This window comes from Streptomyces sp. NEAU-YJ-81 (assembly GCF_017592595.1).
In the GTDB taxonomy this organism is placed as follows: Bacteria; Actinomycetota; Actinomycetes; order Streptomycetales; family Streptomycetaceae; genus Streptomyces; species Streptomyces hygroscopicus_B.
In genome coordinates this window covers 80,764-106,393 of record NZ_JAGFNO010000016.1, presented here as the reverse complement: position 1 = coordinate 106,393, position 25,630 = coordinate 80,764, and the positions used below count along the sequence as shown (strand labels likewise).

The window sequence follows — 25,630 nt, the reverse complement described above, 5'->3', positions numbered from 1 at the left end:
GGGAACGCCTGGCGAGGCGGGCCGTCCGCCGCATCCACCGTCCTAGGCTCTGGCGCGCTACAGCGTCAGAGGAAGAGACAAGAGGAGCGCGGGCATGGCTCAGGGCACCGTGAAGTGGTTCAACGCCGAGAAGGGCTACGGCTTCATCGCCCAGGAGGACGGCGGACCGGACGTCTTCGTCCACTACAGCTCGATCGACGGCAGCGGCTACCGCAGCCTGGTCGACGAGCAGCGGGTCGAATTCCAGATCGTGCAGGGCCGCAAGGGCCCGCAAGCCGAAGAGGTCCGCATCCTGGGCGGCTGACACCGCCCGGCGCGGACCCCTTACGGAAGAAAGGGTGGCACCGACCCGCCATGCTCGCCTCGCGGCAAGTGGTCGCTCGAAGCGACGAAGGTTGGGCCCGGGGGCTTGGATCGGGCCGGTGCCACATCAAGGCTAACAAACAGGTCCGGGAAGGGATTCCCCTCCCGGGGGTTGATTTCGCCCCCGCCGTCCCGAGCGGGCCAGGCCCCCCTTACGGCCGCCTCCCAGCGGCGGCCGGGGGGGCTGGGCGCCCCCGGCCGAGCGTGGCGGAAGATTCACTCCCGCAGCAGGTCGGGGACGCCGTGAGGGTCCGGCTCGTCGCGTACGCCCGACACCACCGTCAGCCGCTGGGTCGCGCGGGTGAGCGCCACGTACAGCACCCGTAGCCCCGCGGGCGACTCGTCGGCGATCTCGGCGGGCGAGACCACGACCGTCGCGTCGTACTCCAGCCCCTTCGCCTCCAGGCTGCCCAGCGCCACCACCCGGTGGCCCAGACCGGTCAGCCACTGACGGGCCTGCTCGCGGCGGTTCATCGCGACGACGACGCCGACGGTGCCCTCCACCTCGTCCAGCAGCCGGAGCGCCTCCCGGCGCGCGGCCGCGCCGAGGTCGCCGTCCACGCCCGGTGCGAACCGCGGCTCCACGCCCGTGGAGCGGACCGCCTCGGGCGCGGGGGTGCCGGGCATCGCCAGCGTGAGGACCCTGGTGGCCAGCTCGGCGATCTCGGACGGGTTGCGGTAGTTGACGGTGAGGGTGAAGCGGCGGCGCGGGCGGCTGCCGAGCGCCTCGTCCCGGGCCCGCCCCGCCTCGTCCGGGTCGGACCAGGAGCTCTGGGCCGGGTCACCGACGACCGTCCAGGTGGCGTGGCGGCCACGCCGTCCGACCATCCGCCACTGCATGGGGGTGAGGTCCTGCGCCTCGTCGACGATGACGTGGGCGTAGTCGGCGCGCTCCCGCTCGGCCCGGTCGGCGCGGCTGCGGCGGGGGCCGACGCGGTCGGCGTAGGTGGTCAGCTCCTCCAGACCGGTCAACTGGTCCAGCGGATCCACCTCGCGGGGGGTGGCGGGGCGGGCGGGGAGGCCCAGCAGGGTGTTCAGCTCGTCCAGCAGCGCCACGTCGTGGACCGACAGCGGGCCCTGTCCGTCCGGGCCGAGCCGGGCGAGCGACCGGGCCACCTGGCGGACCTCGCGAGGGTTGAGCACCCTCCGCGACCAGCGCGCCAGCCGCTTCTCGTCGGCCATCGCGGTGAGGACGGAGCGGGGGGTGAGCTCGGGCCACCAGGCGTCGAGGAACTCCTGGAAGACGTCCTCGGAGGAGATGTCCTCGTCGAAGCCCTCCCGCGCCTCGGCGGCCAGTTCGGGGTCGGTGTAGCGCCGGGGCGCGCCGGAGCGGGTCCACAGCGCGTCCAGGAGCAGCCGGCGGGCGCGGGGGCGCAGCAGGTTGACGGGCGCGGTGCCGCCCAGCACGTTCTGGCGGATGCGGCGCAACTCATCGGCGTCCAGCTCGATCCGGGCGCCGAAGGCGACCACGCGCAGCCGCTCGGGCGGGCCGCCGGGTCTGGTCCCGGAGCCCGCGCCGGGTCTGCCGCCGTCGTTCGGCGGGGCCGCGGCGGGGGCGCCGAGCGCCGCGTCGAGGGTCAGTTGGCCGTCGTCCGACGACGAGGCCGACGAGGGGTCTGACGAAGAGTTCGACGACGAGGTCGATGAACGATCCGAGGGCGAGGCCGATCCGGCGGTGGCTCCCCGCGGCATCTCCAGCGCGCCCCGGGCGGCCTTGCGCAGCACCCTCAGCATCCGGGAGGAGCCCTTGACGCGGGCCACGGCCGGGGTGTCGTACGTGGTGGCCTCGGCGCCCTCCACCAGGGAGCCCACCGCGCGGATGGCCACCTGGCCCTCCTCGCCCAGTGAGGGCAGCACGCCCTCGGTGTAGGCGACCAGCAGCGGGGTGGGGCTGACCACGAGGATGCCGCCCGCGTAGCGCCGCCGGTCCTGGTAGAGGAGGTACGCCGCGCGGTGCAGCGCGACCGCCGTCTTCCCGGTGCCGGGGCCGCCCTCGACCTCGGTGATGGAGGCGGCGGGGGCGCGGATCACCTGGTCCTGCTCGGCCTGGATGGAGGCGACGATGTCCCGCATGGTGTGGCCGCGGGCCTGGCCCAGCGCGGCCATCAGCGCGCCGTCGCCGACCACCGGCAGCGCGCCGCCGTCGAGGGTCGCGCTGAGCTCCGGGCGCAGCAGGTCGTCTTCGACGCCGAGCACCCGGCGGCCCTTGCTGCGGATCACCCGGCGGCGGACGACCCGGCCGGGGGCGACCGGAGTCGAGCGGTAGAAGGGCGCGGCGGCGGGCGCCCGCCAGTCGATCACCAGCGGGGCGTAGTCGGCGTCGAGCACGCCGATGCGGCCGATGTGCAGGGTTTCGGCGATCTCCGCGCGGTCGCCGTCCGGGCCGGTGCGGATGGCGTCGTCGGCGGGCTCGACGGAGGTGTAGGCGCCGTCGGGGCCGCGCTCGCCGTCCTTGCCCGGCAGCAGATCGATGCGGCCGAAGAGGAAGTCCTCGAACTCGCTGTTCAGCCGGTTGAGATGGACCCCGGCCCGGAAGACCTGGGCGTCCCGTTCGGCGAGCGCCCCGGGCGTACCGACCTGGCCGCGCTTGGCGGCGTCGTCCATGAGGAACTCCGCCTCGTGGATCTTCTCCTCGAGGCGGTGGTACACCCGGTCCAGATGCGTCTGCTCGATCCGGATCTCGCGGTCCCGGACCCCGTCCGCGCCGTCCCGCCGCGGTGCCGTCCGGTCGTCATGCGTGGCGTTCTGCGCGGCCACCCAGGCCCCCTTCTGTGTTCTTAAGGGCAGCCGTCAACCGTACACCCCCGGGGAGAGGGATTCTCAGAGCCTGACCTCGGCCAGGCGCTGGCCGTCCAGCGTGCGGACCTCGAAACGCTCGATGTCGTCGGTGTTCATGGCGGCGCCGCCCTGGGCGTAGAGCGGCTCCTTGCTCCAGCGCGAGCCGTCCCCGTCCGTGATGCCGTAGCCCGATGTGGGCACGGCCCAGGTGGTGATGGTCTCCTCGTGGCCGTCCTTGCCGATGGCCACCAGGTCGCAGGTGCGCGGCCCCTTGAGGTTGCCCAGCTTGAGGGCGACGGAGGTGCCCCAGCCCTTCTGCTGCAGCGAGACGGACGCGTCCACCTTGGTGACCGGGTCCACCGCGCTGAACTTCTTGCCCTGGTCGTACACCTGCTGGGAGGTGGACACCACCGCCTGGGTCTTCCCGCCGTCGTCGGAACTCGCGGTGAGCGCCGCTCCCGCGAGCGGGCCGCCGACGATGAGGACGGCGGCCGCGGCGACGAGGTAGAGCCGCCTTCTGCCGGATGCCTTGCGGCTGACCGTGACGTCTTCCAGGAGCCGGTCGAGCAGTTCGGGCCCGGGGCGGGCGGTGACCACCGACGGATCCGGGAGCGCGGTGCCGTCGGCGGCGGTGGCGTACTCGGCCAGCAGGGGCGGGAGGCCCATCAGCTCGTCGAGCTCGGCGGCGCACCGCTCGCACCCGATGAGGTGGTCCTCGAAGCGCGCCGCGTCGGCGGGGTCGAGCACTCCGAGCGCATAGGCGCCGACCGCGGTGTGCTGCTGGTCGTCCGCTGCCGGCATCATGCCGTAACCCCCCGTTCCTCGAGCGAGAGCTTCAGGGAGCGCAGCGCGTAGAAGACCCGGGACCGTACCGTCCCGGCGGGAACGCCCAGCACTTCGGCCGCCTCACTCACCGTCCGTCCCTTGAAGTATGTCTCCACGAGGGCCGCTCTATGTGCATCGGTGAGGTCATTCAACGCGTCGGAAATGGTCATCTGGCGCAATGCGCGGTCGATGTCGTCCGCGGCGGGCATCACATGGAGCGGTGCCGCGTCCACTTCATGGGGACGTGCGCGGCGTTGCCGGTGGCCATCGATGACGATGCGGCGGGCCACGGTCACCAGCCAGGGCCGTACCGACCCGCCGGAACGCCGGAGTTGGTCGGCGTTGCGCCAGGCCCGGAGCAAGGTCTCCTGGACCACGTCCTCGGCGCGATGCCGGTCGCCCGCGACCAGGCGCAGGACGAAGGCGAGAAGCGGGCCCGCGTGCTCCGCGTAGAGCGCGCGCATGAGCGCGTCGTCCGGTGTCGTCCTCTCGGTCACGAGGGCATCTTTGCGTACGCAAGCCGCCGGGTCGAGGGGGGTACGGGCTGGAAACGCTCGGCGTTCATCGGCCACCGTGTGATGTACGTCCTAATTCCGGGCTGAACATCTCCCCCTGTGCGATGCGTACTTGAGTCCGAGTAGGCCGACGCCGGGCGGGTGTCGGCCATCAGGAAGGGCTCCCTCCCCAAAACCGCCCCGCAGGCCCCGGTCCCCCCATCCGGGGCCTGTGTCATGTCCGAATCTGGTTCATGTTTTGCCGAAGCTTGGGTTTAGGTGACGGTTGGGGTTACCCGAGGGGCTGGGTTCACCCGACGGCGGTGACGGGCGACTCGTTCGCGGTTTCCGCAGATTTCGCTGGAGCACCAGCGCCTCCGGCGGCCGCGCGAGGTATCGAGGTAGAGCAACGAGCAGGTCTCCCCCTCGCAGCGCCGCAACTGCCCGCGTGCCACCGGGTCGGTGAGCAGCTGCACCGCGTCCCGGGCGATCTGGGAGAGCAGCGCACCGCAGTCGGGTTTCCCGGCGAGGGCGCGGACCAGGGTGCCGTCGGGGGTCCGTACGGCGCGCAGGGCGGGCGGGGCGGTGGCGGCCAGCGCGTTCATCCGCTCCAGGTCGGCGCCGGCGGCGTGGCCCTCGACCTCGGTGTGGACGATGCGGTGCAGCAGATCGCGGGCCGCCCGGAAGCGGACGAGCCAGCGGTGGTCCACGACGTCGAGCGGGGTGCCGCCGGGCACCAGACCGGCGCCGAGCAGCCAGGCTCTGAGGGGCTCCACACCGCCGAGCCGCTCCACGGGCGCCTCGCTGAGCCGGCCGCCGACGGTGGCCACCAGGTCCAGGCAGATCCGCCCCGAGTCGAACCGCAGGTCGTAGCCCGACGCCGCCGCCATGTTCCTGTCACCCCTTGGGGAAGGCCCGATCCGGTCACCTTTCAGAGTGCCCGCCCCGCCTGTCACCCGGAACCCCTCCGGAAGCGAGGCCGGGCGAACGCCTCGCAAACGCTTTGCGCGGGGCTCCGCGTGGTTGCCCTGTGTGGTGGTGGGTGCCGGGTGCGGGGCCGCACCCAACACCCGGCCCCGGGGCCGAATACCGAGTGCGGACCGTGGGCGCCTTCGGCGGAAAGTCCCCCACCCCGCCCCTTCCCGAAACGAGGGGCTCCGCCCCTCGCCCCCGCCGGGGCTCCGCCCCGAACCCCGCTCCTCAATCGCCGGAGGGGCTGAATAGCGGGCTCCGCCCCGGACCCCGCTCCTCAAACGCCGGAGGGGCTGAAATCACGGCCCCCGGGCTGAACGTGAGCCGGACGGGCACCCTGCGCCACCGGCGGGTAGCCGCGAGACAGCGGAAGGGGGCGGGGTCGCACCCACCCAACACCCGATCCCCGAGCTGAACGCAGGACGTACAGGCGCCCCGGTGCCACCGGGGCGCGGTCGCCGGCGAGACGGGAGGGGGCGGGGTCGCAGGGGTGGGGTCCTGGACGCTTACGTGTATTTGTGGCGCCAATCCCCGGCCCACCCAACGCCCCCGGCCAATGGCGCCGTAAATATACGGTCCAGGGCGCCGCCCCGGAGGCCCCGCACCCGGCACCCACCACACAACCGACCGCGCACCCAAGGGCGCCCCCGCACCCGGCACCCACCACACACCCCACCGCGCACCCAAGGGCACCCCACGGCAACCCCACCCCAAGGGCACCCCCGGCGGGCAGCTACGCGTCCGCGTACTTCGTTTCGGCCGAAGGGTCCAGCGCCAGTCTGTACCCGCGTTTGACCACGGTCTGGATGAGTTTGGGGGAGCCGAGGGCCGTGCGTAGGCGGGCCATCGCCGTTTCCACCGCGTGTTCGTCGCGGCCCGCGCCCGGCAGGGAGCGCAGCAGTTCCGCGCGGGCCACGACCCAGCCGGGGCGGCGGGCCAGGGCGCGTAGCAGAGCCATCCCCGCAGGTGGCACGGCGCGTAGTTCGCCGTCGACGACCACGGCGTGGCCGCGGATCTCCAGGCGTCGCCCGGCGATCGGCAACGGGCGGACCCGGCCCGGGAGTTCCGCGGTCAGCAGTTGGACGAGGGGGCCGAGGCGGAACCGTTCGGGCTGGGAGGTGGGTATGTCGTGGGCCTCCAGCGGGAGCGCGGTGACCGGGCCGACGCAGGCCGCCAGCACGTCGTGGCGGAGCGCGCCGAGGAGTTCCTCGCGCATCCCGCGCCGTTCGGCCCGGTCCAGCAGGCTCGCGGCGGCGGGGGCACTGGTGAAGGTGACGGCGTCCAGGGCGCGGGCGACCGTGGCGTCCAGCAGCCGGTCGACGGGCCCGATGTCCTCCGGTGGCATCCAGCGGTAGACCGGCACCCCGACCACCTCCGCTCCCCCGGCACGCAGCGACTCGACGAAGCCGGGCAGCGGCTCGCCGTGCAGTTGGATGGCGATGCGCTGCCCCTCGACGCCCTCCTCCAGCAGCCGGTCGAGCACCTCGGCCATGGACTCGGAGGGCGGGGACCACTCCTCGGTGAGCCCGGCGGCCCGGATCGCCCCGCGCACCTTGGGCCCGCGGGCCAGCAGCCGCACCTCGCGCAGCCGGTCGAGCAGCGCGTCGCCCAGGCCCCAGCCGTCGGCGGCCTCGACCCAGCCGCGGAAGCCGATGGCGGTGGTGGCGATGACGACGTGCGGGGCGTGGTCGATCAACTGCTTGGTGGCGGCCATGAGTTCGGAGTCGTCGGCCAGCGGCACGATCCGCAGCGCCGGTGCGTGCATCACGGCCGCGCCGCGGCGCCGCAGCAGCGCGCCCAGCTCATCCGCACGCCGTGCCGCGGTGACCCCCACGGTGAATCCGGCGAGAGGGCCGACGGGTGCTTCGTCGCCCGCGGCTCCGGTCTGTTCTCGGTGCATGGCTCTCGTCCCGATCTCCCGATTCACTCGCGTATGGGCGCCTCCGGTTCCGCATCCTGTCGCCGTCCCGTGACGGTGGCGGTTCACGGAGGTTTCCCATCTGTAACGGGGCGTACGGCCGGGGGCTTCCCCGGTCGACCGTACGCCCCGAGCCGCTCAGACGTCCGCGTAGGCGGGTTGCCGCTCCGACCGCGGATCATGCGTGTCCGGCTCGGCGGCGGGCGCCGGGGCCGGGCGGGCGCCGCGGAGGTATACGGCCCAGGTGACCGCGGAGCACACGGCGTAGAAGGCGAGGAAGGAGACGAAGGCGGGGGTGCCGGAGTGGGCGCGGGCGAACGACTCCCGGAAGACGAGGTTGATCCCGAGCCCGCCGAGCGCGCCGACCGCCCCGATCAGCCCCATCGCCGCGCCCGAGAGCCGCCGCCCGTAGGACGCGGCCTCTTCGCCCGCGAGGCCGCGGGCGAGGGCCTTCGCCTGGAAGATGCCGGGGATCATCTTGAAGGTGGAGCCGTTGCCGAGCCCGCTGAGGACGAAGAGGGCGATGAAGCCGGCGAGGAAGACGGGCAGCGACTTCTGTGCGGAGGCGTAGACGACCACGAGGGTGGCCGCGGCCATGGCGGCGAAGTTCCACAGGGTGATCTTCGCGCCGCCGTGGGTGTCGGCGAGCCGCCCGCCGACGGGGCGGATGAGCGAGCCGAGCAGCGGGCCGATGAAGGTGAGCGAGGCGGCCTGCAGTGGGGTGCGGTCGAACTGGTTCTGCAGCACCAGGCCGAAGGCGAAGCTGTAGCCGATGAACGAGCCGAAGGTGCCGATGTAGAGCAGCGACATGATCCAGGTGTGGGCGTCCCGCGCCGCCTCCTTGGCCGCCCCGGAGTCGTTGCGCACCGGCGCCAGGTTGTCCATGAACAGCGCCGAAAGCGCCGCCGCGACCACGATCAGCGGGATGTAGACGGCGAGCACGAGCCGCGGATGGGCCGCCCCGGCGGTGCCGATGACCAGCAGCCCGATCAACTGGATCACGGGCACGCCGATGTTGCCGCCGCCCGCGTTGAGCCCGAGCGCCCAGCCCTTCTTGCGCAGCGGGTAGAAGGAGTTGATGTTGGTCATGGACGAGGCGAAGTTGCCGCCGCCGACACCGGTGAGCGCCGCGACCACCATGAAGGTGGTGTACGAGGTCCCGGGCTCCATCACCGCGGCGGCGGTGATCGCGGGCACGAGCAGCGTCGCCGCGCTGATGATCGTCCAGTTGCGGCCGCCGAACCGGGCGACGGCGAAGGTGTACGGGACTCGAAGGATCCCGCCGACCAGCGTGGGCATGGCCACCAGGAAGAACTTCCCGGCCGCGTCGACGCCGTACTCCGGCCCCATGAACAGGACCATCACCGACCACAGGCTCCAGATGGAGAACCCGATGTGCTCGGAGAGGATGGAGAAGACCAGATTGCGGGTGGCGATCCGCTCCCCCTTCTCCCTCCAGAAGGTCTCGTCCTCCGGGTCCCACTGCTCGATCCAGCGGCCCCCCTTGCGTGCGGCGGTGGTCGGGGCAGTCATCACGCCTCCACAGTTCTCGGTGTCGCTGCCCGACGGTAGGGACGGCGCATTACCGGGCTGTGGCGGCAGGTGACGCGGACGAAACCTTGCACTCACCTGCGGGGGCGGGGGGCGGTGAGGGGTTTCCGGGGGCTCGGGGTGCCGGGGCCGGGGCGGGGGCCCCGGGGTCTGGCCCCGGGGTCCCGGGATCCCAGGGATTCCCTCCTGCGGTGGAGCCATCGCCATCGCATACGCGACGCGAGGTATCGCCCGGTACCGTACGCGGTGCACCGCCCGCCCGCCCCGCCGGAGGATCGCATGAGCAGCCGGCCGGACCACCCGCACGTGCCGATTCCGCATCGCAAGCGCGTCTACATCAACCGCGTCAATCGCTGATCATCACGGTCCGCCTCCGGGCGTGGCAGCCAGGCGCCCGGGGCGCGGTCGAGCCAGTCGGACGTGGTGGCGAGCGTGCGGGCCGCCGTGTGAAGGGCGTCCAGGCCGGGGTGGTGCAGGTCGCGGCGCCAGAGCAGGGAGACCGGGGAGAGCGGGACCGGGTCGGTGAGGGGGCGTAGCACCGTGCCGGGGAGGTGGATGAACACCTCGCTGGCCAGCACCGACCAGCGGCGCTTGGTCACCACCCGGATGAACTCCTCGTCCCCCTCGATCTCCGGGAACGGCTCCGCCATCGCGATCCCGCGCCCCGCGAAGAGCTGCGCGGCCAGGTCGGTCCACTCGGTGGTGGTGGGGTTGCCCGCCGCCGCGTACAGAGTCTCGCCCGCGAGCGCGGACAGCGGGATCTCCTGGAGCCGGGCCAGCGGGTGGTCCTCGCGCAGGACCACGGCGATGCGCTCATAGCGGATGAGGCGGTGTTCCAGCCGGGCGAGCACGGCGGGGTCGAGGCCGTGGGCCCGGCCGAAGGAGACGTCGAGGCGGCCGGCGAGGAGTTCGGCGGCGGCCCCGGCAAGGCCGCTGTGGAAGCGGGCCACCAGTTCGGTCTCGGGGCCGAGGCGGTGCCGCGCCTCCGTCAGCACCTGGTTCCCCGTGCTCACCGGGGCGCCCACGTCCACCAGGAGCGGGCGGCGCTCGGCCCCGCTGAAGGCCGCCGCCAGGTCGTCCTGGGCCTGGAGCACCCGCCGGGCGTACGGGAGCAGCCGTTCGCCCGCGGCCGTGAGGGCGACCTGGCGGGTGGTGCGGACGAACAGCTCCGCGCCCAACTCCCGCTCCAGGCGGCGGATGTCGCGGCTGAGGGCCTGCTGGGCGACGTAGAGGCGGGCGGCGGCGCGGGTGAAGTGCAGTTCGTCGGCGACGGCGGTGAAGGCGCGCAGCAGGCGCGGTTCGAGGTCCCGGTTCACGCGCACCATGGTGGCCGACGCGATCCTCGATCCCTCACCCGACCGACATTGACAACGGATATGCGTGAATGGGTCCGGATCAGGTGTTGGACCGGCCCCGGGCGGCCCCGGGACCGTGGTGGGGTGATCCTCTTCCTCGCCTCCCGGCCCGTTGTGCCCCGTGCCTCCCGCCCCGCCTCCCGTCCCGGCGTCGCCCCCGCCCCGCCGCGCCGCCGCCGGTCGCCACTCGCCCCGTACCGCCGGCTCTTCGCCGCCCCCGGCGCGCTCGCCTTCACGCTCGCGGCCCTCGTCGGACGGCTGCCGGGCTCGATGCTCGGCGTCTCCACGGTGCTGATGATCGCCACGGTGCGGGACTCGTACGCGCTCGCGGGCGCCGTCTCGGCGACCGGAGTCGCGGTGACGGCGGTCGCGGGGCCGCTGCTGGGGCGGCTGGTCGACCGGTACGGGCAGGCCAGGGTCGCGGTCCCCGCCGTCGTCGTCTTCGTCGCCGGGGCGACCGCCATGGTGCTGTGCGTCCACTTCGGCGCCCCGGCCTGGGCGCTGTTCTGCTGCGCGGCGGGCTCGTCCGGCGTGCCCAGCCTGGGCGCGATGACCCGCGCCCGCTGGGCCGCGCTGCACCGCGACGACCCGGCCGCCCGGCACACCGCCGCCTCCTTCGAGCAGGTCGTGGACGAGGTCTGCTTCATGGCCGGGCCCGCGCTGGCCATGGTGCTGTGCACGGCGGTGCTCCCCGAGGCGGGGCTGGTCACGGCGGCGGCGCTGCTGTTCATCGGCACCCTGCTGTTCGCCGCCCAGCGCCGCACCGAACCGCCGCCGGAACCGCATCCCGCCCGGGGGCGCGTGCTGCTCACCCCCGCTCTGCGGGTCGTCCTGTTGACCTTCCTCGCGACCGGCGCGGTCTTCGGCTCGATGGAGGTGGCGACGGTGGCCGCCGTCGGCTCGTACGGGGGCTCCACGGCGAGCAGCGCCGTCCTCGCCCTCCAGGCCGCCGGTTCCTGCGCCGCCGGGCTGGTCTTCGGCGCGCTGCCACCGCGCGGTACGGCCGGTGGGCGCCTGGTGGCGGGCGTGGCCGCGATGGCCCTGGCGGTCCTCCCCCTCCTGACCGCCCACAGCCTCGCCACCCTCGCCCCGCTGCTCTTCCTGGCGGGCATGGCCACGGCCCCCACGATGATCACCGGTATGACCCTGGTCCACCGTCTGCTCCCGGCAGCCCGCCTCAACGAGGGGATGACCACCGTGTACACCGGTCTGCTCATCGGCATCTCCACGGGCGCCGCGGTGGGCGGCTGGACGGTGGACCACCTGGCCCCCACATCGGCCTACCTCACCCCGGCGACGGCGGCCGCCCTCGCCTTCGTCATCGCCTGGTCGGGGCGGGGTTGTCTGCGGGCCCCGCTACGGTCCCTACCGCAAGCACACGGCTCGGAGGGCCAGCCATGACCACATCGCCGGAACACGCGGACGTCCCCGCCCAGTTACGTCTCATCGTCGCGCAGTGGGCAGTCGACCTGGCCCTCGCGCGGTACCCGATCCGAGCGGCACGGCTGCGTGAGCTCGAAGCCATGGCCGCGCGCTCGGAGGACCTGGTCGAGGCACGGCGCACGGTGGCCGAGATCGGGCGCATCCTGGACGAGGCATTCACGGAAGCCGGGATCGAACGGTCCCCCGCATGACCGTCCCGTGGCCCCGGCCAGAACGCACCCCGGACTCGCTGCGCCTCGCACTCGCCCGCGTGGCACCCCATCGCCTGGCCGAGATGGAAGCCCAGAAGAACGAGGCGTTCGCCCTGGCGGCCGAGCACGATGAGCTCGGCCCCATCCGCCAGTGGCTGACCATCTGGGCCGGGGAAGTCGAGATCGAGCGCCGCCCCGATCTGGCCGCGCGACGGCGTAACGCCGAGCACGCGGTGCACACCCTCGGCAAGGGTGACCCGGCCTGGCGGGCCGCCATGGACGAACTCCTGGCCGTGGTGAACGAGGCCCGGGAGACCACAGCCACATGACCGAGCCGGGTGTCACGCCCCGTCCGCCTCCGCCAGGAAGGGCGTGAGCAGCGACAGCAAGGGGCCCGGGTGCTCCTCGGGGAGGTAGTGGCCGCTGTCGTCGATCACGGCACCGCGGGTCGCCGGGGCGACCTGGCCGAGGCTGTGGAGAGGGGCCGGGCCACCGGCCCGGCCGCAGCCGACGGCCAGGGTGGGCATCGGCAGCCGGGTGCGGGCGAGTTCGGTGATGGCGGCGGTGTCGGCGGGCGCGTTGCGGTAGTACGCGAAGCCGTTGGCCAGCCGCCCCGGCCGGGTGTAGGTGCGCAGATAGGTGTCGACATCGGCGGGGCGGATGGCCCCGCTCTCCATGGCGTGCCCGTAGAAGTGCTCCAGCAGGATCCGCTCCCGGCCCTCCGCCAGCTCCTCCGCGAGACCGGGCACCGAGAAGAAGCCGAAGTGCCAGAGCCCGGCGCGGGCGATCAGCTCGCTCAGCCCGAAGCCGTGCAGCGGCACGGCGAGCAGGGTGAAGCTGCGCACCTGGGCGGGGTGGGCGGCGGCCCACGCATAGCCGATGGGGCCGCCCAGATCGTGGCCGACGACATGGACCCGGTCCAGGCCCAGTTCGGCGCGCCAGGCGTCGAGGAGGTCGGCGGCGATCCGGACGCCGTGGCCGCGTGGGGAGGAGCCCGAGTCGCCGAGGCCCGGCAGATCCACCGCGAACACCTCGTGGTCGCGGGCGAGTGCGGGGATCACCTTGCGCCAGGCGTACCAGGTCTGCGGCCAGCCGTGGAGCAGGACGACGGGGGTCCCCGACCCCGCCCGCACCCAGTGCAGCCGTACGCCCTCGATCGTCGTCTCTCGGTGTTCTAGGTGCTCTCGGTGTTCTCGCGTCGTGTTCATGCGGGCCAGTCGAGCACCGGCACGCCGGTATTTTCTTCTTTGATATATGAGAGATGAAGGGATTATTCGCGATCGGATATAGGCTTGGCTCTCATGGAGCTGCGCCATCTGCGCTATGCGCTCACCCTCTCCGAGCACGCCCACTTCGGCCGCGCCGCCGCCGCGCTGGGCATCCGGCAGCCGCCGCTGTCCCAGCAGATCAAGGCGCTGGAGACCGAGTTGGGCGTACGGCTCTTCGACCGCACCGGGCACGGAGTGCGGCCCACCGCCGCGGGCGAGGCGTTCCTGGCCCGGGCCCGGCAGGTGCTGGACCATCTCGACCTCGCCGTACGGGACGCGGCCGACGCCGGCCGGGGCGAGACCGGTTCGCTCGCCATCGGCTTCCTCGGCACCGCGCTGGCCGCCGTGCTGCCCGAGGTGCTCACCGCCTTCCGGACCCGCCGCCCGCAGGTCCGGTTGGAGCTGCGCGAACTCCCCAGCGCCCGGCAGATCGAGGCGCTGCTGGACGGCAGCCTGGACGCCGGGGTCATCTGCGGCCCGCCGCCCGCATCCGCCCGGCGGCGGCTGAGCAGCCTTCCACTGGGCCGGGAGACCCTGGTGGCGGCGGTGCCGTCCGGCCATCCGCTGACCGGTGCCGCGTCCGTGCCCGTACGGGCGCTGGACGGCGAGCCGCTGATCCTCTCCTCGCGGCAGGCCGAGCCCGCCGCCGCCGATGTGGCACTCGCCGTATGCCGCGCCGCCGGGGTCGAGCCGAGGATCGCCCATGAGGCGCACAATCTGCACACCCTGCTCGGGCTGGTCGCCTGCGGGCTGGGCATCGGCATCGGACCGGCGGGGATGCGGCGGTTCCGGCATGTGGGGGTGACCCTGCTGCCGCTGGAACCGGCCGCCGCCGGGCTGGAGTTCCACCTCGCGCATCGCTTCGGACCGGTGCCGAGCGTCCTGGGCGCCTTCCTCCGCACGGTGCGCCAGGTCCATCGGGGCTGAGCCCGCAAACGCGACCCCCGCGCCCGTTCCCGCCCGTTTTGTCAACGGCATTGACATATCTCTCTCACCCCTCGTATACCTCTCTCCATCGAAGCGCTTCGACGAACGTTGCACGTGCGCCATTCCTTCCCACCCTCCCGGAGGCAGCGGATGTTGACGGCACGGAAACGGACGAAACGAACAGTGGCCGTCATCGCGGCCGCGCTCGCGGGAGCCCTGGTCATGGCAGGTTGCGGGGGCAGCGGGGACGAGGCCGGGGACGGCAAGTCGCTCAGGCTGTGGCACTACGAGGCACCCAACAGCGCCATGGGCATCGCCTGGAAGCAGGCCATCGAGGAGTTCAAGAAGAGCCATCCGGGCGTCACGGTGAAGGTCGAGGAGAAGGGCTTCGAACAGATCCAGAAGACCGCCTCGATGGTCCTCAACTCCGGTGACGCACCCGACCTGATGGAGTACAACAAGGGCAACGCCACCACCGGGCTGCTCTCCAAACAGGGCCTGCTCACCGACCTCACCCCCGAGGTCACCAAGCACGGCTGGGACAAGCCGCTCAGCCCCGGGGTGCGCACCACCAGCCGCTACGACGCACAGGGCGTGATGGGCTCCGGCAACTGGTACGGGATCCCCAACTACGCCGAGTACACGATGGTCTTCTACAACAAGACCCTCTTCGAGAAGCACCACGTCAAGGTCCCGACCACCTTCGCCGAATTCACCGCCGCCCTGACGGCGTTCAAGGACAGGGGCGTCACCCCGCTCGCCAGCGCGGGCGCCGAATACCCCGCCCACCAGTACGTCTACCAGCTCGCCCTGACCAAGGCCGACCGCGCCTGGGTGGACGCCTACGAGCAGTACAAGGGCAAGCCGGACTTCCACGACGCCGCCTGGACCTATGGCGCCACCACCTTCGCCGACTGGGTGAAGGAGGGCTATATCGCCAAGAGCTCGAGCGGCGCCAAGGCCGAGGACGCGGGCGCGGCCTTCATCGCCGGGAAGTACCCGATGTTCTTCTCCGGCAGCTGGTGGTTCGGCCGCTTCACCTCCGAGATGAAGGACCAGTGGGGCACCTTCCCCTTCCCCGGCTCCAAGCTCACCCTCGGCTCCGGCGGCAATCTCTGGGTCGTCCCCAAGGGCGCCAAGAACAAGGAGCTCGCCTACGACTTCATCGACATCACGATGAAGAAGGGCATCCAGAACACCCTCGGCAACCACGGCGGAGTGCCCGTGGCCGCCGATCCGTCGGCGATCACCGACCCCCAGTCCAAGAGCCTGATCCAGGACTTCACCACCTACGCCGACGGCGACGGCCTGGCCTTCTACCCCGACTGGCCGGTCCCCGGCTTCTACGACACCCTCGTCTCCGAGACCCAGAAGCTGATCACCGGCAGCGCGGATCCCGACGCGTATCTGGACGCGCTGAAGAAGGCGTACGACGCGGGCGCGCCGAAGGGATGAGCTCCCACAGCAAGGCACCGCTGCTACGGCGCCGCGAGTATCCGTACGCCCTGTTCCTGCTCCCCGCCGCGCTGGCCTTCCTCGCCGTCATCGTCGTCCCGTTCCTGATGAACACCGGGATCAGCCTCACCCACTGGCAGGGGGTGGGCAGCCCGAAGTGGGCCGGGCTGGACAACTACCGCACCCTGCTGGACGACTCCGCCTTCTGGGAGTCCTTCCGGCACAGCCTGGCCATGGTGGTGGCGATGGCCGTGCTCCCCACCGCCCTCGGCCTGGTGCTGGCCGCCGCGCTCTTCGACTACGTCGCCAAGCACATCGGCACCCGTACCGCGAGCGTGCTGCGCGCCTGCTTCTATCTGCCGCAGGTGCTGCCGATCGCGGTGGCCGGGATCGTCTGGAGCTGGATCCTCGCCCCGGAGGGCGGCGCGCTGAACGAGGCGCTGGACGCCGTCGGCCTCGGCTCGCTGCGCCATGACTGGCTGGGCGACCCGGACTTCGCGCTCTACAGCGTGATGGCCGTGATGGTGTGGGTCCAGCTCGGCTTTCCGCTGGTGGTCTTCATGGCGGGGCTGCAGCGCGCCGACCCGTCCCTGCACGAGGCGGCCGAGCTGGACGGGGCCTCGTGGTGGCGGCGGTTCTGGCATGTGACGCTGCCGCAGATCCGCCCGGAGATCTCCGTCGTGCTGCTGTGGTGCACCATCGCGGCGCTGAAGGTCTTCGGCGCGGTGTATGTGCTCACCAAGGGCGGGCCCGGTGGGGCCACCAATGTCCCCTCGTACTTCTCCTTCCAGTCCTTCTTCGAGAAGACGCAGGTCGGCTACGGCTCCGCGGTCTCCACCGTCCTCACCGTGATCATCCTGGCGCTGGCCCTGGTGGCCTTGCGCCTGCAAACCCGGGCGGAGGACCAGCAGCGGTGAACGCCCTCAAGCGACACCACGCCCCGGCCCGCTTTCCGGTGCTGGCCGCGCTGACCGTGGCGGCCGTACTCATGGTGCTGCCGTTCCTCGTGGTGGCCCTCAACGCGGTGAAATCGCCCGCGGAGTACTCGGCGAACGGCCCGCTGAGCCTGCCCGAGGGGATCCATCTGGACGGGCTGCGGGACTTCTGGCAGCGGGTCGACTTCGGCCGGAAGCTGTTCAACTCCGCGCTGATCTCGGGCTCGGTGGCGGTGCTCGCCGCGCTGCTGTCGGTGCTCAACGCGTATGCGATCGGCATCGGACGGGTCAAGGGCCGCCCCTGGGTGCTGGCCTTCTTCGTACTGGCCAACATGCTGCCGCAGGAGGCCCTGGTCTATCCCGTCTACTACCTGTCCAAGCAGGTGGGCCTGTACGACACCCGGCTGAGCGTGATCATCGTCTTCACCGTGATCCAGTCGGCCTTCGGCACCTATCTGCTCTCCTCCGTGCTCGGCGCCTTCCCCAAGGAGGTCATCGAGGCGGCCCGGATCGACGGCGCCAACAAGTGGCAGGTGCTGTGGCGGGTGGTGGTGCCGGTCAGCCGCCCCACCCTCGGGGTGCTGCTGGTCTTCTTCTTCATCTGGACCTGGAACGAGTTCCTGCTGCCCCTGGTGATGCTGATCTCCAACGACAACCAGACGGTCTCGGTGGCGCTCGGCGTCCTCCAGGGCCAGCGGCTGATGGACGCCACCATGACCAACGCGGCCGCCCTGCTCGGGGTGCTCCCCGCGTTCTGCTTCTTCCTGATCTTCCAGCGGACCCTGACCCGTGGCATCGCCATGGGCGCGGTCAAATGACGAGGAGGGCCGCATGAAGTTCAGCGACGGCTACTGGAGGCTGCGCGAGGGCGTCCGCGCCGCGTACCCCCAGGGGGTGCTCGATGTGGAGACCGGCCCCGGCACCCTCACCGTCCACGCCCCCACCCATCCCGTCCGCCACCGCGGCGATCTGCTCAAGGGCCCCGCCCTCACCCTGACCTGCACCTCCCCCATGCCCGATGTCATCGCCATCCGCATCACCCACTTCGCCGGCGGGGTGGAGCGCGGCCCGTCCTTCGAGATCGCCCGCCAGGAGTGCGACGCCGAGGTGAGCTGCGACGCCGAGGAGGCCCGGCTCACCTCGGGCGCGCTCTCGGTGCGCTTCGCCCGCACCGGACCCTGGCGGATGGACCTCGAAGCCGCCGGGCGCACCCTCACCAGCAGCGGCGCCAAGGACATGGGCATCATGGAGACCCCCGACGGCCACCACCACCTGCGCGAACGGCTCGCACTGCGGGTCGGCACCGCCGTCTACGGCCTCGGCGAGCGCTTCGGCCCGCTGGTGAGGAACGGCCAGGCCACCGACATCTGGAACGCCGACGGCGGCACCGCCACCGAACAGGCGTACAAGAACGTCCCGTTCTTCCTCACCGACGCGGGCTACGGCGTCTTCGTCGACCACCCCGGCCGGGTCTCCTTCGAGGTCGGCTCGGAGGCGGTCTCCCGGATCCAGTTCAGCGCCGAGGACCAGGAGCTCACGTACTACGTCATCCACGGGCCCACCCCCAAGGAGATCCTGCGCCGCTACACCGCGCTCACCGGCCGCCCCGCACTGCCGCCCGCGTGGTCCTTCGGGCTGTGGCTGTCCACCTCCTTCACCACCTCCTACGACGAGGAGACGGTCACCGGCTTCGTGGACGGCATGGCGGAGCGCGGACTGCCGCTGTCCGTCTTCCACTTCGACTGCTTCTGGATGCGCGAGTACCAGTGGTGCGACTTCACCTGGGATCCGCGGGTCTTCCCCGACCCGGAGGGCATGCTGCGCCGGCTGCGCGAACGGGACCTGCGGATCTGCGTCTGGATCAACCCGTACATCGGCCAGCGCTCCCCGCTCTTCGCCGAGGGCAAGGCGGCCGGCTATCTGCTCAAGCGGCCGGACGGCTCGGTGTGGCAGTGGGACCTGTGGCAGCCGGGCATGGCGCTGGTGGACTTCACCAACCCCGACGCCCGCGCCTGGTACGCGGCCAAGCTGACCGCGCTGCTGGACATGGGCGTGGACTGCTTCAAGACCGACTTCGGCGAGCGGGTGCCGTTGGACGTGGTGTACGCGGACGGCTCCGACCCCGAGCGGATGCACAACTACTACACCCACCTCTACAACCGCACCGTCCACGAGGCGCTGCGCGAGCGGCGCGGTGAGCGCGAGGCGGTGGTCTTCGCGCGCTCGGCCACGGCGGGCGGCCAGCGGTTCCCGGTGCACTGGGGCGGCGACTGCGAGTCCACCTACGAGGCGATGGCCGAATCGCTGCGCGGCGGGCTCTCGCTGGGGCTGTCCGGCTTCGGCTTCTGGAGCCATGACATCGGCGGCTTCGAGGGCACCCCGGACCCGGGGCTGTTCAAGCGGTGGATCGCCTTCGGACTGCTGTCCTCGCACAGCAGACTGCACGGCTCGTCCTCCTACCGGGTGCCGTGGCACTTCGACGAGGAGTCGGTCGAGGTGCTGCGCTACTTCACCCGGCTGAAGCTGCGGCTGATGCCGTATCTGTACGAGGCGGCACGGCAGGCACACACCGAGGGCGTCCCGGTGATGCGCGCCATGGTCCTGGAGTTCCCCGACGACCCGGGATGCGCGGGCCTGGAGCGGCAGTACATGCTCGGCGGAGATCTGCTGGTCGCCCCGGTCTTCGACGACGAGGGCGAGGTGAGCTACTACGTGCCCGACGGCGTCTGGACGCATGTGCCCAGCGGACGGACGGTGCACGGCCCACGCTGGGTGCGCGAGACCCACGGCTTCCTCAGCGTCCCGCTACTGGCCCGGCCCGGGGCGGTGATCCCGTTCGGGGCGGCCGACGACCGCCCCGACGCCGACTGGGCGGACGGGATCACGCTGCGGGTGTACGAACCGGCCGCGGGCCGCCCGGTCACGGTGCGGGTGCCGCGCCCGGACGGCACGACGGCCGCCGCCTTCACCGTCGTCCGGGACGGGGCGGAGCTGCGTGCCGAGGCCACCGGCACCTCGGCGCCCTGGCGGCTGGAGGTGGCCGGCGGCCCGTCGGCCGAGGCGGCGGCGGGGACGGAGGTGCTGACGCTGGCGATGCCGTAGCTGTAGCCGTAGCGCTAGCGCTCAGCAGCGCCGGGGCTTGCCCAGGAACACTCTCAGCAGCGCCGGGGCTTGACCCAGGCGCATTCGAGTCCGGCGTCGGCCGTGGCGCCCCGTACGGCACGGGGCCGCACCGCCTCCGCATGGCCCTCGCCGGACTTCGCGAGCGTCACCACGATCGCGTCCTCCAGACTCTTCACCGACTCCGCGAGGTAGTTGTTGAGGACGACGCTGTAGACCAGCTCCCCGCCGTCCGCGTCGGTGACATAGCCGGAGAGCGCGGAGGCGCCGGTCAGGGAGCCGGTCTTGCCGCGTGCGTTGCCGGCCGCCGGGGTGGAGCACATCCGCGTCCGCAGCGTGCCGCCCACGAACCGGTCCGGTGCGCATGCCACCGGCAGCGAGGCGTACCAGTCGGCGTACCAGGGCTCGTCACGCACCGACAGCAGCAGCTCGGTGAGGCGCCCGGCCGCGATGTTGTCCATCCGGGACAGCCCCGAGCCGTCCACCTGGCGCACCGCGCCGGTGTCCACGCCCTGCTTCTTCAGCCAGTCGGCGATGGCGCCGAGCCCCGCGTCCCAGGTGCCGCGACCGGCCGACTCATAACCGATGGCCTTGGTGAGCGCCTCGGCGTGCATGTTGTTGGACAGCTTCATGAAGGGGATCAGCAGTTCCTTGAGCGGCATGGAGCGGTGCGCGGCGAGCGTCCGGGCGTCCGCCGGAGCGGCCCTGCCCAGGCGGGTGGGCCCGGCCACGCGGACGCCGTGCCGGTGGAGGGCGTCGGCGAAGACCGAGGCGGCGTAGCCGGTGGGCTCCCAGACGCTGACCCACTCCTTGGCGGTCGCCGCCCCGGCCGGAATCGCGCCGCTGACGGTGATGGTGTTGGAGCCATGCCCGCGCTCGACGGTGAGGCTGCCGCTTCCGGTGGTCGCGCGGTTGTCGATCCGTACGTAGGAGTTCGGCGGCGTGACGGTGACCTTCGGCCGGTCGCCGGGGGCCGCGCCCGGGGCGACCTCGACGATGACGCTGCCCGCGTCGTAGTCGGTGTCGGGGGCGAGGGTCAGCGCGGAGATCTGCGCCGCGTAGTACGAGGACTCGTCGTCGGCCGCCCAGGAGCGGCCCACCCGCTGCGCGTCGAAGCGGGTGTCATCGGCGATCAGCCGCCCGGTGACCTTGGTGATCCCCGCGTCGGCGACGCTCTTGGCCAAGCGGTCGTAGTCCCCGGCGAGCATCGTGGGATCGCCGGTGCCGCGCAAAAACAGATCGCCGCGCAGGACCCGGCCGTGGCGGCTGCCGTCGGTCAGGACATCGGTGCCGAAGCGGTGATCGGGGCCGAGCAGCCCCATGGCGGCGGCCGAGGTGAACAGCTTGGTGTTGGAGGCGGGCATCAGCCGGTCGTCGGCCCGGTGCCGGTAGAGGGCGGCGCCGGAGTCCGCGTCGGCGACCACCACCCCGGCCGCGCCGCCCTTCAGCAGGGGGTCGGCGAGGATGGTGTCGAGGGCGTCGCCGATCCCGGCGCGAGAGGTGTCCGCACCGGCGGGCGAGCTCCAGGTGAGGGTGAAGGCGAGTCCGATGACGAGGGGCCAGATCCAGCCGCTCACACGACGCTTCAGGGGTCTGCTCATGTCACGGGAGGATCCCGCACCCCGTCATTTCGCGACAGGGTGCGCGGACGGCAACCGAAGCTCCGGATCAACGCGTCTCCTGTGGCGGGCGGGGGATGCGAACACGACGAGAGGCGGTTCATCGATGGCCATGCCCGGAGCCGATCTGCTGTGTATCGCGGTCGGCCTGTTCCTCTACGCCTGCGCCGTCCGCGACGCCCGGCTGGTGCGACGGCTGCGCCGCGAGGGGCTCCGTACGGAGGGGCTGGTGGTCGCCAACATCGTGGACCGCCGGGACGAGAGCGCGACCCAGACGCCGGTCATCCGGTTCCACGACCACCAGGGCTACGTGGTGGAGTTCAAGACCGCGATCCAGGGCATCGGGATGGGGCTGGCGACCGGCCGAAGAGTGGGCGTGGTGTACCTCCCGGGCAGCTCGCACAAGGCGCGGGTGGACATGCGGCGCCAGTTGGTGGGCCCGGCGGTGGGCATGATCCTGATCGGCACGCTCTTCCTCGGCCTCGGCCTGGTGATCGCCTTCGCCTGAAGGGCGACCATCGGCGCGGCACGGCGCGGCGGCCAGCCGTCAGCGACCCCGGGCGCGGCGCGGCCCCCGGGCCTGGCGGCCAACCGGACGCCACCGTCAGCGGGCCACGCGCGGCCGACAGGCGCCGCGGCCGACCAGGCCGGACACGGCCGCCTGTCCGTGGCCGACCATCAGCCGGGCGAGCGCAGCCGCTGGCATCAGCCGGTCCGAGCGCGGCCGTCAGCCGGGGCACGGCGGCCAGCGGGTCCGGGCGCCGCGTCAGCGGGGCCGGGCGTGCCAGGCCGGGGTGGGCGGCTCAACCAGCGGTGGGACTCGAGGCGGCGGTCAGCCGGCAACAGGTTCGGGCGCGGCCGACAGGCGTCAGCGGGACGTGGTCAGGGCGAGGCTGCCGGGGAGGGTGGCTACCGCCTCGCGGAGGCGGGCGGCCAGATCATGGCGGGGCATGGGCTCACCGCGTATATGGCCCGCCTCGCCGACCTCTTCGGCCTGTGCCACCCAGCTCGCCAACGCCCCGTGGAACGCGGCGACCAGCATGTCCACCGCCAGCCGCGGCCGCAGGTCGCCCGACCCCCCGAGGCCGAACCGGCGGTGCAGGATCTCCAGCGCCTCCTGGGTGGTGGCCTCGCAGAACTGCAGACCGTGCGCGCCCATCGAGGGGGTCCGCTCGGCCAGCCGCCGGCTGAGCAGCATCCGCCGGGCCCAGCCCTCGTCGTCCATCCGCTCCAGCGCGGTCAGCAGCGCGTCCCGCCCCAGCTCCACCACCGGCAGCGCGCCCGGGTCCGCGGTCTCCAGCTCCTCCAGGAAGGCCCGCCACAGGTCCTGGTCGGGGGCCATCGCGACATCTTCCTTGCTGGTGAAGGTGCGGAAGAAGGTGCGCTTGGAGACCTCCACCTCCTCGCACAGCTCATCCAGCGTCACCCCGCCGAAGCCGCGCCGGGTGAACAGCTCCAGCGCGGCGTCGATCAGCGCCTGACGGGTGCGCCGCTTCTTGCGTTCGCGCAGTGAGGAGTTGGGAGCGGCAGTCACGGCGAAAAGTGTAACCGTCAGCGACGATGCCACTTGCGCGCTTTTGCCACTCAGTGGCATAACTGTGATCGTCACCCTTCATCGAAAGGCGAACCGCCATGCGCGCCCTGCTCGTTGACCACTCCGCCCCCTCCGGCCTCCGCCTCGGCGAGACCGCCGACCCCGAACCCGCCCCGCACCAGGCGCTGGTCCGGGTGACCGCCACCTCCCTCAACTACGGCGAGGTCGCCCACCGGGCCGATGCCCCCGAGGGCACCGTGCTGGGCTGGGACGCCGCCGGGGTGGTCGAGCGTGCGGCCGCCGACGGCTCCGGACCGGCCGCCGGAACCCCCGTCGTCACCCTGGGCGCGGACGGCGGCTGGGCGGAGCTGCGCGCGGTGGACACCGGGATGCTCGGCGTCCCGCCCGCCGGTGCCGACCCCGGCGCGATCAGCACCCTCCCGGTCGCGGGCGCCAGCGCCCTGCGCGCCCTGCGCCGGATCGGCGACACCCTCGGCCGGCGCATCCTGGTCACGGGCGCCACCGGCGGCGTCGGCCGGTACGCCGTCCAGCTCGCCCGGCTCGGCGGCGCCCATGTCATCGCCTCCACCGGCGACCCGGACGCCCACGGCGACGGCCTGCGGACACTGGGCGCCCACCAGGTGGTCACGGACCCGACGGAGATCGACGAGCCGGTGCACGGAGTGGTCGACAACGTCGGCGGACCGCAGCTGGTGGCCGCGTACGACAAGCTCGCCGCGCACGGCACCCTGGTGTCCGTCGGCCATGTGACGGGCCAGCCCGAGACCTTCCCGTTCGGCGCCTTCTACGGCAACGAAGGCCGCCACAACCGCTCCATCGTCACCTTCTACCTGCTGGACCGCCCCGACATCGGCCCGGACCTCGGCTGGCTCGCCGAACGCGTCGCGACGGGCGACCTGGACCCCCAGATCACCTGGCGCGGCGGCTGGGACCGAGCCGAGGAGGCCGTCGCCGCCCTCCTGGACCGCCGCCTCCACGGCAAAGCGGTCCTGGACGTCGGCTGACGGCTGGCAGGGGCCTGACCTGGATAAATGGTTCCGCCGACTGGTGGTGCTACCCGGCGGCCACCTCGGGCCGCACCGGGCGCACCATCACCGTCAGGAGCGGCGCCTCCGCCGAAGACTGCGCGGTGCCCAGCGCTCGGTATCCCCATGACGCGTAGAGGGCCTGCACCTTCCCGTCCTGATTCGACGGGTTCACCATCAATGAGACCTGCGTCTCGGGCCGTCCCGCCAAGAGCACGTCATGCAGTTTGCGGGCGGCCCCCTGCCGGCGCCACTGCCGGCGGACCATCATCTCTTTCACCGCGACCGTGGAAGCCCCCGCAGTGGTCGGCTCGAGCTCTGGCCGGACGCGGCGCCACCAGCGGTCATCCGCTCCGGTGAGCCGGTTGGCGTAGATGTAGCCGATGGGCTCACCGGAGTCGTACGCCACCACGGCCTCCCAACCCGCTTCGGCCGCGTGCCGGTGCAGCCGCTCCCCGAACGCCTCGGGTGCGTAATGCGGCAGATGGAGCTTGTGCGCCCAGCACTCCTTGTAGATGCCCATCAGGTCATCCCACACGGACTCCACGTCACCGATCCGAACGAAGCTCACGCCGCTCTCCACTGCTGCTCCCACGAGTCGTAGACAGGACCGGGCGCGATCCGGTGAAGATCACGGGTGAACGAGTCGAGCATGGACCGCACCCGAGGGTGCTCCACGTCAATGGAGGCGGCGGTGACCACGGCGCGCTCCGCCTCTCCCTGTCCGAGCTGGGCGCGGGCCAAGCGGGCGGTCGTGATGGCCCGGGAGCGGACGAGATGGGGCCGGAACAAGGTAAGGGAGGCGTGGGCCTGCGCTTCGGCTTCGGCCCCCCGACCAGCAGCCAGGTACGCGGTGGCGGCAAGACTGTGCACTTCGGCTTCGTCGTAGAACGCGGTCAGCCACAGCGGCCGCCGTTCGCCGGGATCAGCCCGGAGCATCGCATCCCGGGCGCAGTCCAAAGCGCGGTCCACACCGGCCTTGTCCCGTGCCAGGCCGAGGATCGCGGCGTGCCGGGCGTGGCCGAGAGAGGCGAACAGCGGGTCACGGCGGGTGATGGACAGTCGGCGGGCAACATCGTTGGCGTCGAGGGCATCGGCCGGTCGGCCCAGGTGGCGGTAGAGACTGCCCTTGTGGGACCAGATGCGGAACAGAATGGCCTGGTCGCCGGACTCCTGGGCAAGGCTGGCCGCCCGCTCGTGATGCCCTAGGGCCGCGTCGAAACGACGCCCGTCGGTGGCGGCCCACATAGCGCTGGACACGCAGGCGGCGGCCATGGCGTACAGGGCGCGCCTGACGCGCTGAGAGCATGAACCACGCTGCCGCAGGGCAACGGCCTCATCGGCAAGGGCCAGGGCAGCGGCCTCGGTCTGCTGGTCCCCGCCCTTCTTGTGGTCGGCGGCGACGAGCTTGGCGAAGCGGCTTTGCAGGGCCCGTACGTCGCTCATGCCGACGCGGTAGGGCGTGGCGGGAGCCGGTGCGGCTACGGCCGCGCCGAGGGCAACTCCTGTGGCGAGGGCTTGGCGGCGGTTCACATTGTCCTCATGAGGGGCGATAGGGGAACGACCCGATGGGGGAATGAATCCCAGCTCGACCGGTTCCCGGCCCAGCGCCATCGTGAGGGCGCGACGCTGGAGTTCATGGGGCCAGCGGGTTTGCCCGCTCAGCCACCGCCGCACCACCCGGTCCCCGATCCGGCCTGGTCTTCCGGTCATCCGCTCGATGGCCTTGTTCACCGCCTCGGCCAACTTCTCCTGCGTTAATCCAGCATCATTCAGGGCCATTTGGAGGGCTTGGTTCCCCATGCCTCCACGGTAGACACGCATGCACAGCCCACC

General features: G+C 72.2%; 23 protein-coding genes. 11 read left to right on the top strand and 12 right to left on the bottom strand.

Features of this window, described 5'->3' with window-relative positions:
• The first annotated feature begins 94 nt into the window (after positions 1-94).
• Positions 95-304, top strand: coding sequence for a cold-shock protein (locus J5X86_RS29275; RefSeq protein ID WP_014061093.1), 210 nt, complete (start codon positions 95-97; stop codon positions 302-304).
• A gap of 275 nt (positions 305-579) precedes the next feature.
• On the opposite strand, the gene J5X86_RS29270 is transcribed toward J5X86_RS29275, so the two are convergent.
• The 7 genes from J5X86_RS29270 to J5X86_RS29240 all read right to left on the bottom strand — a co-directional run bounded on the left by J5X86_RS29270 (position 580) and on the right by J5X86_RS29240 (position 10,226).
• A complete protein-coding gene (locus tag J5X86_RS29270) occupies positions 580-3,120 on the bottom strand; it encodes a UvrD-helicase domain-containing protein (RefSeq protein WP_208519702.1) in 2,541 nt (846 codons plus the stop codon).
• Between the two features lie 63 nt (positions 3,121-3,183).
• Entirely contained in the window at positions 3,184-3,945 is a 762-nt protein-coding gene (locus J5X86_RS29265; RefSeq protein ID WP_078641748.1) for an anti-sigma factor, read from the bottom strand.
• Positions 3,942-4,463 (bottom strand): sigma-70 family RNA polymerase sigma factor, encoded by a 522-nt coding sequence (locus J5X86_RS29260; RefSeq protein WP_020870913.1) that lies wholly within the window; start codon positions 4,461-4,463, stop codon positions 3,942-3,944. Before J5X86_RS29260 ends, J5X86_RS29265 begins: the two co-directional genes overlap by 4 nt.
• 272 nt (positions 4,464-4,735) lie before the next feature.
• The gene (locus J5X86_RS29255) at positions 4,736-5,350 is read right to left on the bottom strand and encodes an ABATE domain-containing protein (RefSeq protein ID WP_208519701.1); all 615 of its coding nucleotides are present in this window, start codon (positions 5,348-5,350) and stop codon (positions 4,736-4,738) included.
• Between the two features lie 815 nt (positions 5,351-6,165).
• Positions 6,166-7,332: a uroporphyrinogen-III synthase gene (locus J5X86_RS29250; RefSeq protein WP_208519700.1), complete on the bottom strand. Its 1,167-nt coding sequence runs from the start codon at positions 7,330-7,332 to the stop codon at positions 6,166-6,168.
• A gap of 156 nt (positions 7,333-7,488) precedes the next feature.
• Positions 7,489-8,883 carry a NarK/NasA family nitrate transporter gene (locus tag J5X86_RS29245; protein WP_208519698.1) on the bottom strand — a complete coding sequence of 465 codons (1,395 nt, stop codon included), beginning with the start codon at positions 8,881-8,883 and terminating at the stop codon, positions 7,489-7,491.
• Between the two features lie 350 nt (positions 8,884-9,233).
• Positions 9,234-10,226 carry a LysR family transcriptional regulator gene (locus tag J5X86_RS29240; RefSeq protein ID WP_208519697.1) on the bottom strand — a complete coding sequence of 331 codons (993 nt, stop codon included), beginning with the start codon at positions 10,224-10,226 and terminating at the stop codon, positions 9,234-9,236.
• A 114-nt stretch (positions 10,227-10,340) separates the two neighbouring features.
• On the opposite strand from J5X86_RS29240, the gene J5X86_RS29235 reads away from it, so the two are divergent.
• Genes J5X86_RS29235 through J5X86_RS29225 form a run of 3 tightly spaced genes read left to right on the top strand, consistent with a single transcriptional unit; the run spans position 10,341 to position 12,219 of the window.
• Positions 10,341-11,657, top strand: a complete 1,317-nt coding sequence (locus tag J5X86_RS29235) for an MFS transporter (RefSeq protein WP_208519694.1) — start codon at positions 10,341-10,343, stop codon at positions 11,655-11,657.
• Positions 11,654-11,890 carry a hypothetical protein gene (locus tag J5X86_RS29230; RefSeq protein WP_208519693.1) on the top strand — a complete coding sequence of 79 codons (237 nt, stop codon included), beginning with the start codon at positions 11,654-11,656 and terminating at the stop codon, positions 11,888-11,890. Before J5X86_RS29235 ends, J5X86_RS29230 begins: the two co-directional genes overlap by 4 nt.
• The gene (locus J5X86_RS29225; protein WP_208519692.1) at positions 11,887-12,219 is read left to right on the top strand and encodes a hypothetical protein; all 333 of its coding nucleotides are present in this window, start codon (positions 11,887-11,889) and stop codon (positions 12,217-12,219) included. The genes J5X86_RS29230 and J5X86_RS29225 overlap by 4 nt, the downstream gene beginning before the upstream one ends.
• 12 nt (positions 12,220-12,231) lie before the next feature.
• Here J5X86_RS29225 and J5X86_RS29220 read toward each other — a convergent pair whose 3' ends face one another.
• Positions 12,232-13,098, bottom strand: coding sequence for an alpha/beta fold hydrolase (locus tag J5X86_RS29220; protein ID WP_208519690.1), 867 nt, complete (start codon positions 13,096-13,098; stop codon positions 12,232-12,234).
• A gap of 93 nt (positions 13,099-13,191) precedes the next feature.
• Between J5X86_RS29220 and J5X86_RS29215 the strand changes: the two genes are divergently transcribed.
• From J5X86_RS29215 to yicI, 5 genes are all read left to right on the top strand, one after another.
• The gene (locus tag J5X86_RS29215; RefSeq protein WP_243981793.1) at positions 13,192-14,085 is read left to right on the top strand and encodes a LysR family transcriptional regulator; all 894 of its coding nucleotides are present in this window, start codon (positions 13,192-13,194) and stop codon (positions 14,083-14,085) included.
• Between the two features lie 150 nt (positions 14,086-14,235).
• A complete protein-coding gene (locus J5X86_RS29210; RefSeq protein ID WP_208519688.1) occupies positions 14,236-15,540 on the top strand; it encodes an extracellular solute-binding protein in 1,305 nt (434 codons plus the stop codon).
• A complete protein-coding gene (locus tag J5X86_RS29205) occupies positions 15,537-16,457 on the top strand; it encodes a carbohydrate ABC transporter permease (protein ID WP_208519687.1) in 921 nt (306 codons plus the stop codon). Before J5X86_RS29210 ends, J5X86_RS29205 begins: the two co-directional genes overlap by 4 nt.
• A gap of 71 nt (positions 16,458-16,528) precedes the next feature.
• Entirely contained in the window at positions 16,529-17,293 is a 765-nt protein-coding gene (locus J5X86_RS29200; protein ID WP_050994104.1) for a carbohydrate ABC transporter permease, read from the top strand.
• 13 nt (positions 17,294-17,306) lie between these two features.
• The gene (gene yicI / locus J5X86_RS29195) at positions 17,307-19,577 is read left to right on the top strand and encodes an alpha-xylosidase (protein ID WP_208519686.1); all 2,271 of its coding nucleotides are present in this window, start codon (positions 17,307-17,309) and stop codon (positions 19,575-19,577) included.
• A gap of 53 nt (positions 19,578-19,630) precedes the next feature.
• Here the strand turns inward: yicI and dacB are convergent, their stop codons facing one another.
• Entirely contained in the window at positions 19,631-21,196 is a 1,566-nt protein-coding gene (gene dacB / locus J5X86_RS29190; RefSeq protein ID WP_208519685.1) for a D-alanyl-D-alanine carboxypeptidase/D-alanyl-D-alanine-endopeptidase, read from the bottom strand.
• Positions 21,197-21,320: 124 nt separating this feature from the next.
• On the opposite strand from dacB, the gene J5X86_RS29185 reads away from it, so the two are divergent.
• Positions 21,321-21,722: a DUF3592 domain-containing protein gene (locus tag J5X86_RS29185; RefSeq protein WP_208519684.1), complete on the top strand. Its 402-nt coding sequence runs from the start codon at positions 21,321-21,323 to the stop codon at positions 21,720-21,722.
• Positions 21,723-22,082: 360 nt separating this feature from the next.
• Here the strand turns inward: J5X86_RS29185 and J5X86_RS29180 are convergent, their stop codons facing one another.
• The gene (locus J5X86_RS29180) at positions 22,083-22,748 is read right to left on the bottom strand and encodes a TetR family transcriptional regulator (protein WP_308124768.1); all 666 of its coding nucleotides are present in this window, start codon (positions 22,746-22,748) and stop codon (positions 22,083-22,085) included.
• A gap of 98 nt (positions 22,749-22,846) precedes the next feature.
• On the opposite strand from J5X86_RS29180, the gene J5X86_RS29175 reads away from it, so the two are divergent.
• On the top strand, positions 22,847-23,773 hold the full coding sequence (locus tag J5X86_RS29175; protein WP_208519681.1) for a zinc-binding dehydrogenase: 927 nt from the start codon (positions 22,847-22,849) through the stop codon (positions 23,771-23,773).
• A 49-nt stretch (positions 23,774-23,822) separates the two neighbouring features.
• On the opposite strand, the gene J5X86_RS29170 is transcribed toward J5X86_RS29175, so the two are convergent.
• Complete coding sequence (locus J5X86_RS29170; RefSeq protein WP_308124767.1) at positions 23,823-24,365, bottom strand: GNAT family N-acetyltransferase; 543 nt, start codon at positions 24,363-24,365, stop codon at positions 23,823-23,825.
• Positions 24,362-25,540: an XRE family transcriptional regulator gene (locus J5X86_RS29165; RefSeq protein ID WP_208519680.1), complete on the bottom strand. Its 1,179-nt coding sequence runs from the start codon at positions 25,538-25,540 to the stop codon at positions 24,362-24,364. Before J5X86_RS29165 ends, J5X86_RS29170 begins: the two co-directional genes overlap by 4 nt.
• Positions 25,541-25,630 lie beyond the last annotated feature (90 nt).

What these genes read in the sequence shown, in the direction of transcription:
- J5X86_RS29200 (WP_050994104.1), top strand. Translation starts at nt 16,529, where the DNA reads ATGGTGCTGCCGTTCCTCGTGGTGGCCCTCAACGCGGTGAAATCGCCC.
- J5X86_RS29255 (WP_208519701.1), bottom strand. Translation starts at nt 5,350, where the DNA reads ATGGCGGCGGCGTCGGGCTACGACCTGCGGTTCGACTCGGGGCGGATC.
- J5X86_RS29220 (WP_208519690.1), bottom strand. Translation starts at nt 13,098, where the DNA reads ATGAACACGACGCGAGAACACCGAGAGCACCTAGAACACCGAGAGACG.
- J5X86_RS29240 (WP_208519697.1), bottom strand. Translation starts at nt 10,226, where the DNA reads ATGGTGCGCGTGAACCGGGACCTCGAACCGCGCCTGCTGCGCGCCTTC.
- J5X86_RS29265 (WP_078641748.1), bottom strand. Translation starts at nt 3,945, where the DNA reads ATGATGCCGGCAGCGGACGACCAGCAGCACACCGCGGTCGGCGCCTAT.
- dacB (WP_208519685.1), bottom strand. Translation starts at nt 21,196, where the DNA reads ATGAGCAGACCCCTGAAGCGTCGTGTGAGCGGCTGGATCTGGCCCCTC.
- J5X86_RS29210 (WP_208519688.1), top strand. Translation starts at nt 14,236, where the DNA reads ATGTTGACGGCACGGAAACGGACGAAACGAACAGTGGCCGTCATCGCG.
- J5X86_RS29250 (WP_208519700.1), bottom strand. Translation starts at nt 7,332, where the DNA reads ATGCACCGAGAACAGACCGGAGCCGCGGGCGACGAAGCACCCGTCGGC.
- J5X86_RS29205 (WP_208519687.1), top strand. Translation starts at nt 15,537, where the DNA reads ATGAGCTCCCACAGCAAGGCACCGCTGCTACGGCGCCGCGAGTATCCG.
- J5X86_RS29185 (WP_208519684.1), top strand. Translation starts at nt 21,321, where the DNA reads ATGGCCATGCCCGGAGCCGATCTGCTGTGTATCGCGGTCGGCCTGTTC.
- J5X86_RS29215 (WP_243981793.1), top strand. Translation starts at nt 13,192, where the DNA reads ATGGAGCTGCGCCATCTGCGCTATGCGCTCACCCTCTCCGAGCACGCC.
- yicI (WP_208519686.1), top strand. Translation starts at nt 17,307, where the DNA reads ATGAAGTTCAGCGACGGCTACTGGAGGCTGCGCGAGGGCGTCCGCGCC.
- J5X86_RS29275 (WP_014061093.1), top strand. Translation starts at nt 95, where the DNA reads ATGGCTCAGGGCACCGTGAAGTGGTTCAACGCCGAGAAGGGCTACGGC.
- J5X86_RS29245 (WP_208519698.1), bottom strand. Translation starts at nt 8,883, where the DNA reads ATGACTGCCCCGACCACCGCCGCACGCAAGGGGGGCCGCTGGATCGAG.
- J5X86_RS29175 (WP_208519681.1), top strand. Translation starts at nt 22,847, where the DNA reads ATGCGCGCCCTGCTCGTTGACCACTCCGCCCCCTCCGGCCTCCGCCTC.
- J5X86_RS29230 (WP_208519693.1), top strand. Translation starts at nt 11,654, where the DNA reads ATGACCACATCGCCGGAACACGCGGACGTCCCCGCCCAGTTACGTCTC.
- J5X86_RS29225 (WP_208519692.1), top strand. Translation starts at nt 11,887, where the DNA reads ATGACCGTCCCGTGGCCCCGGCCAGAACGCACCCCGGACTCGCTGCGC.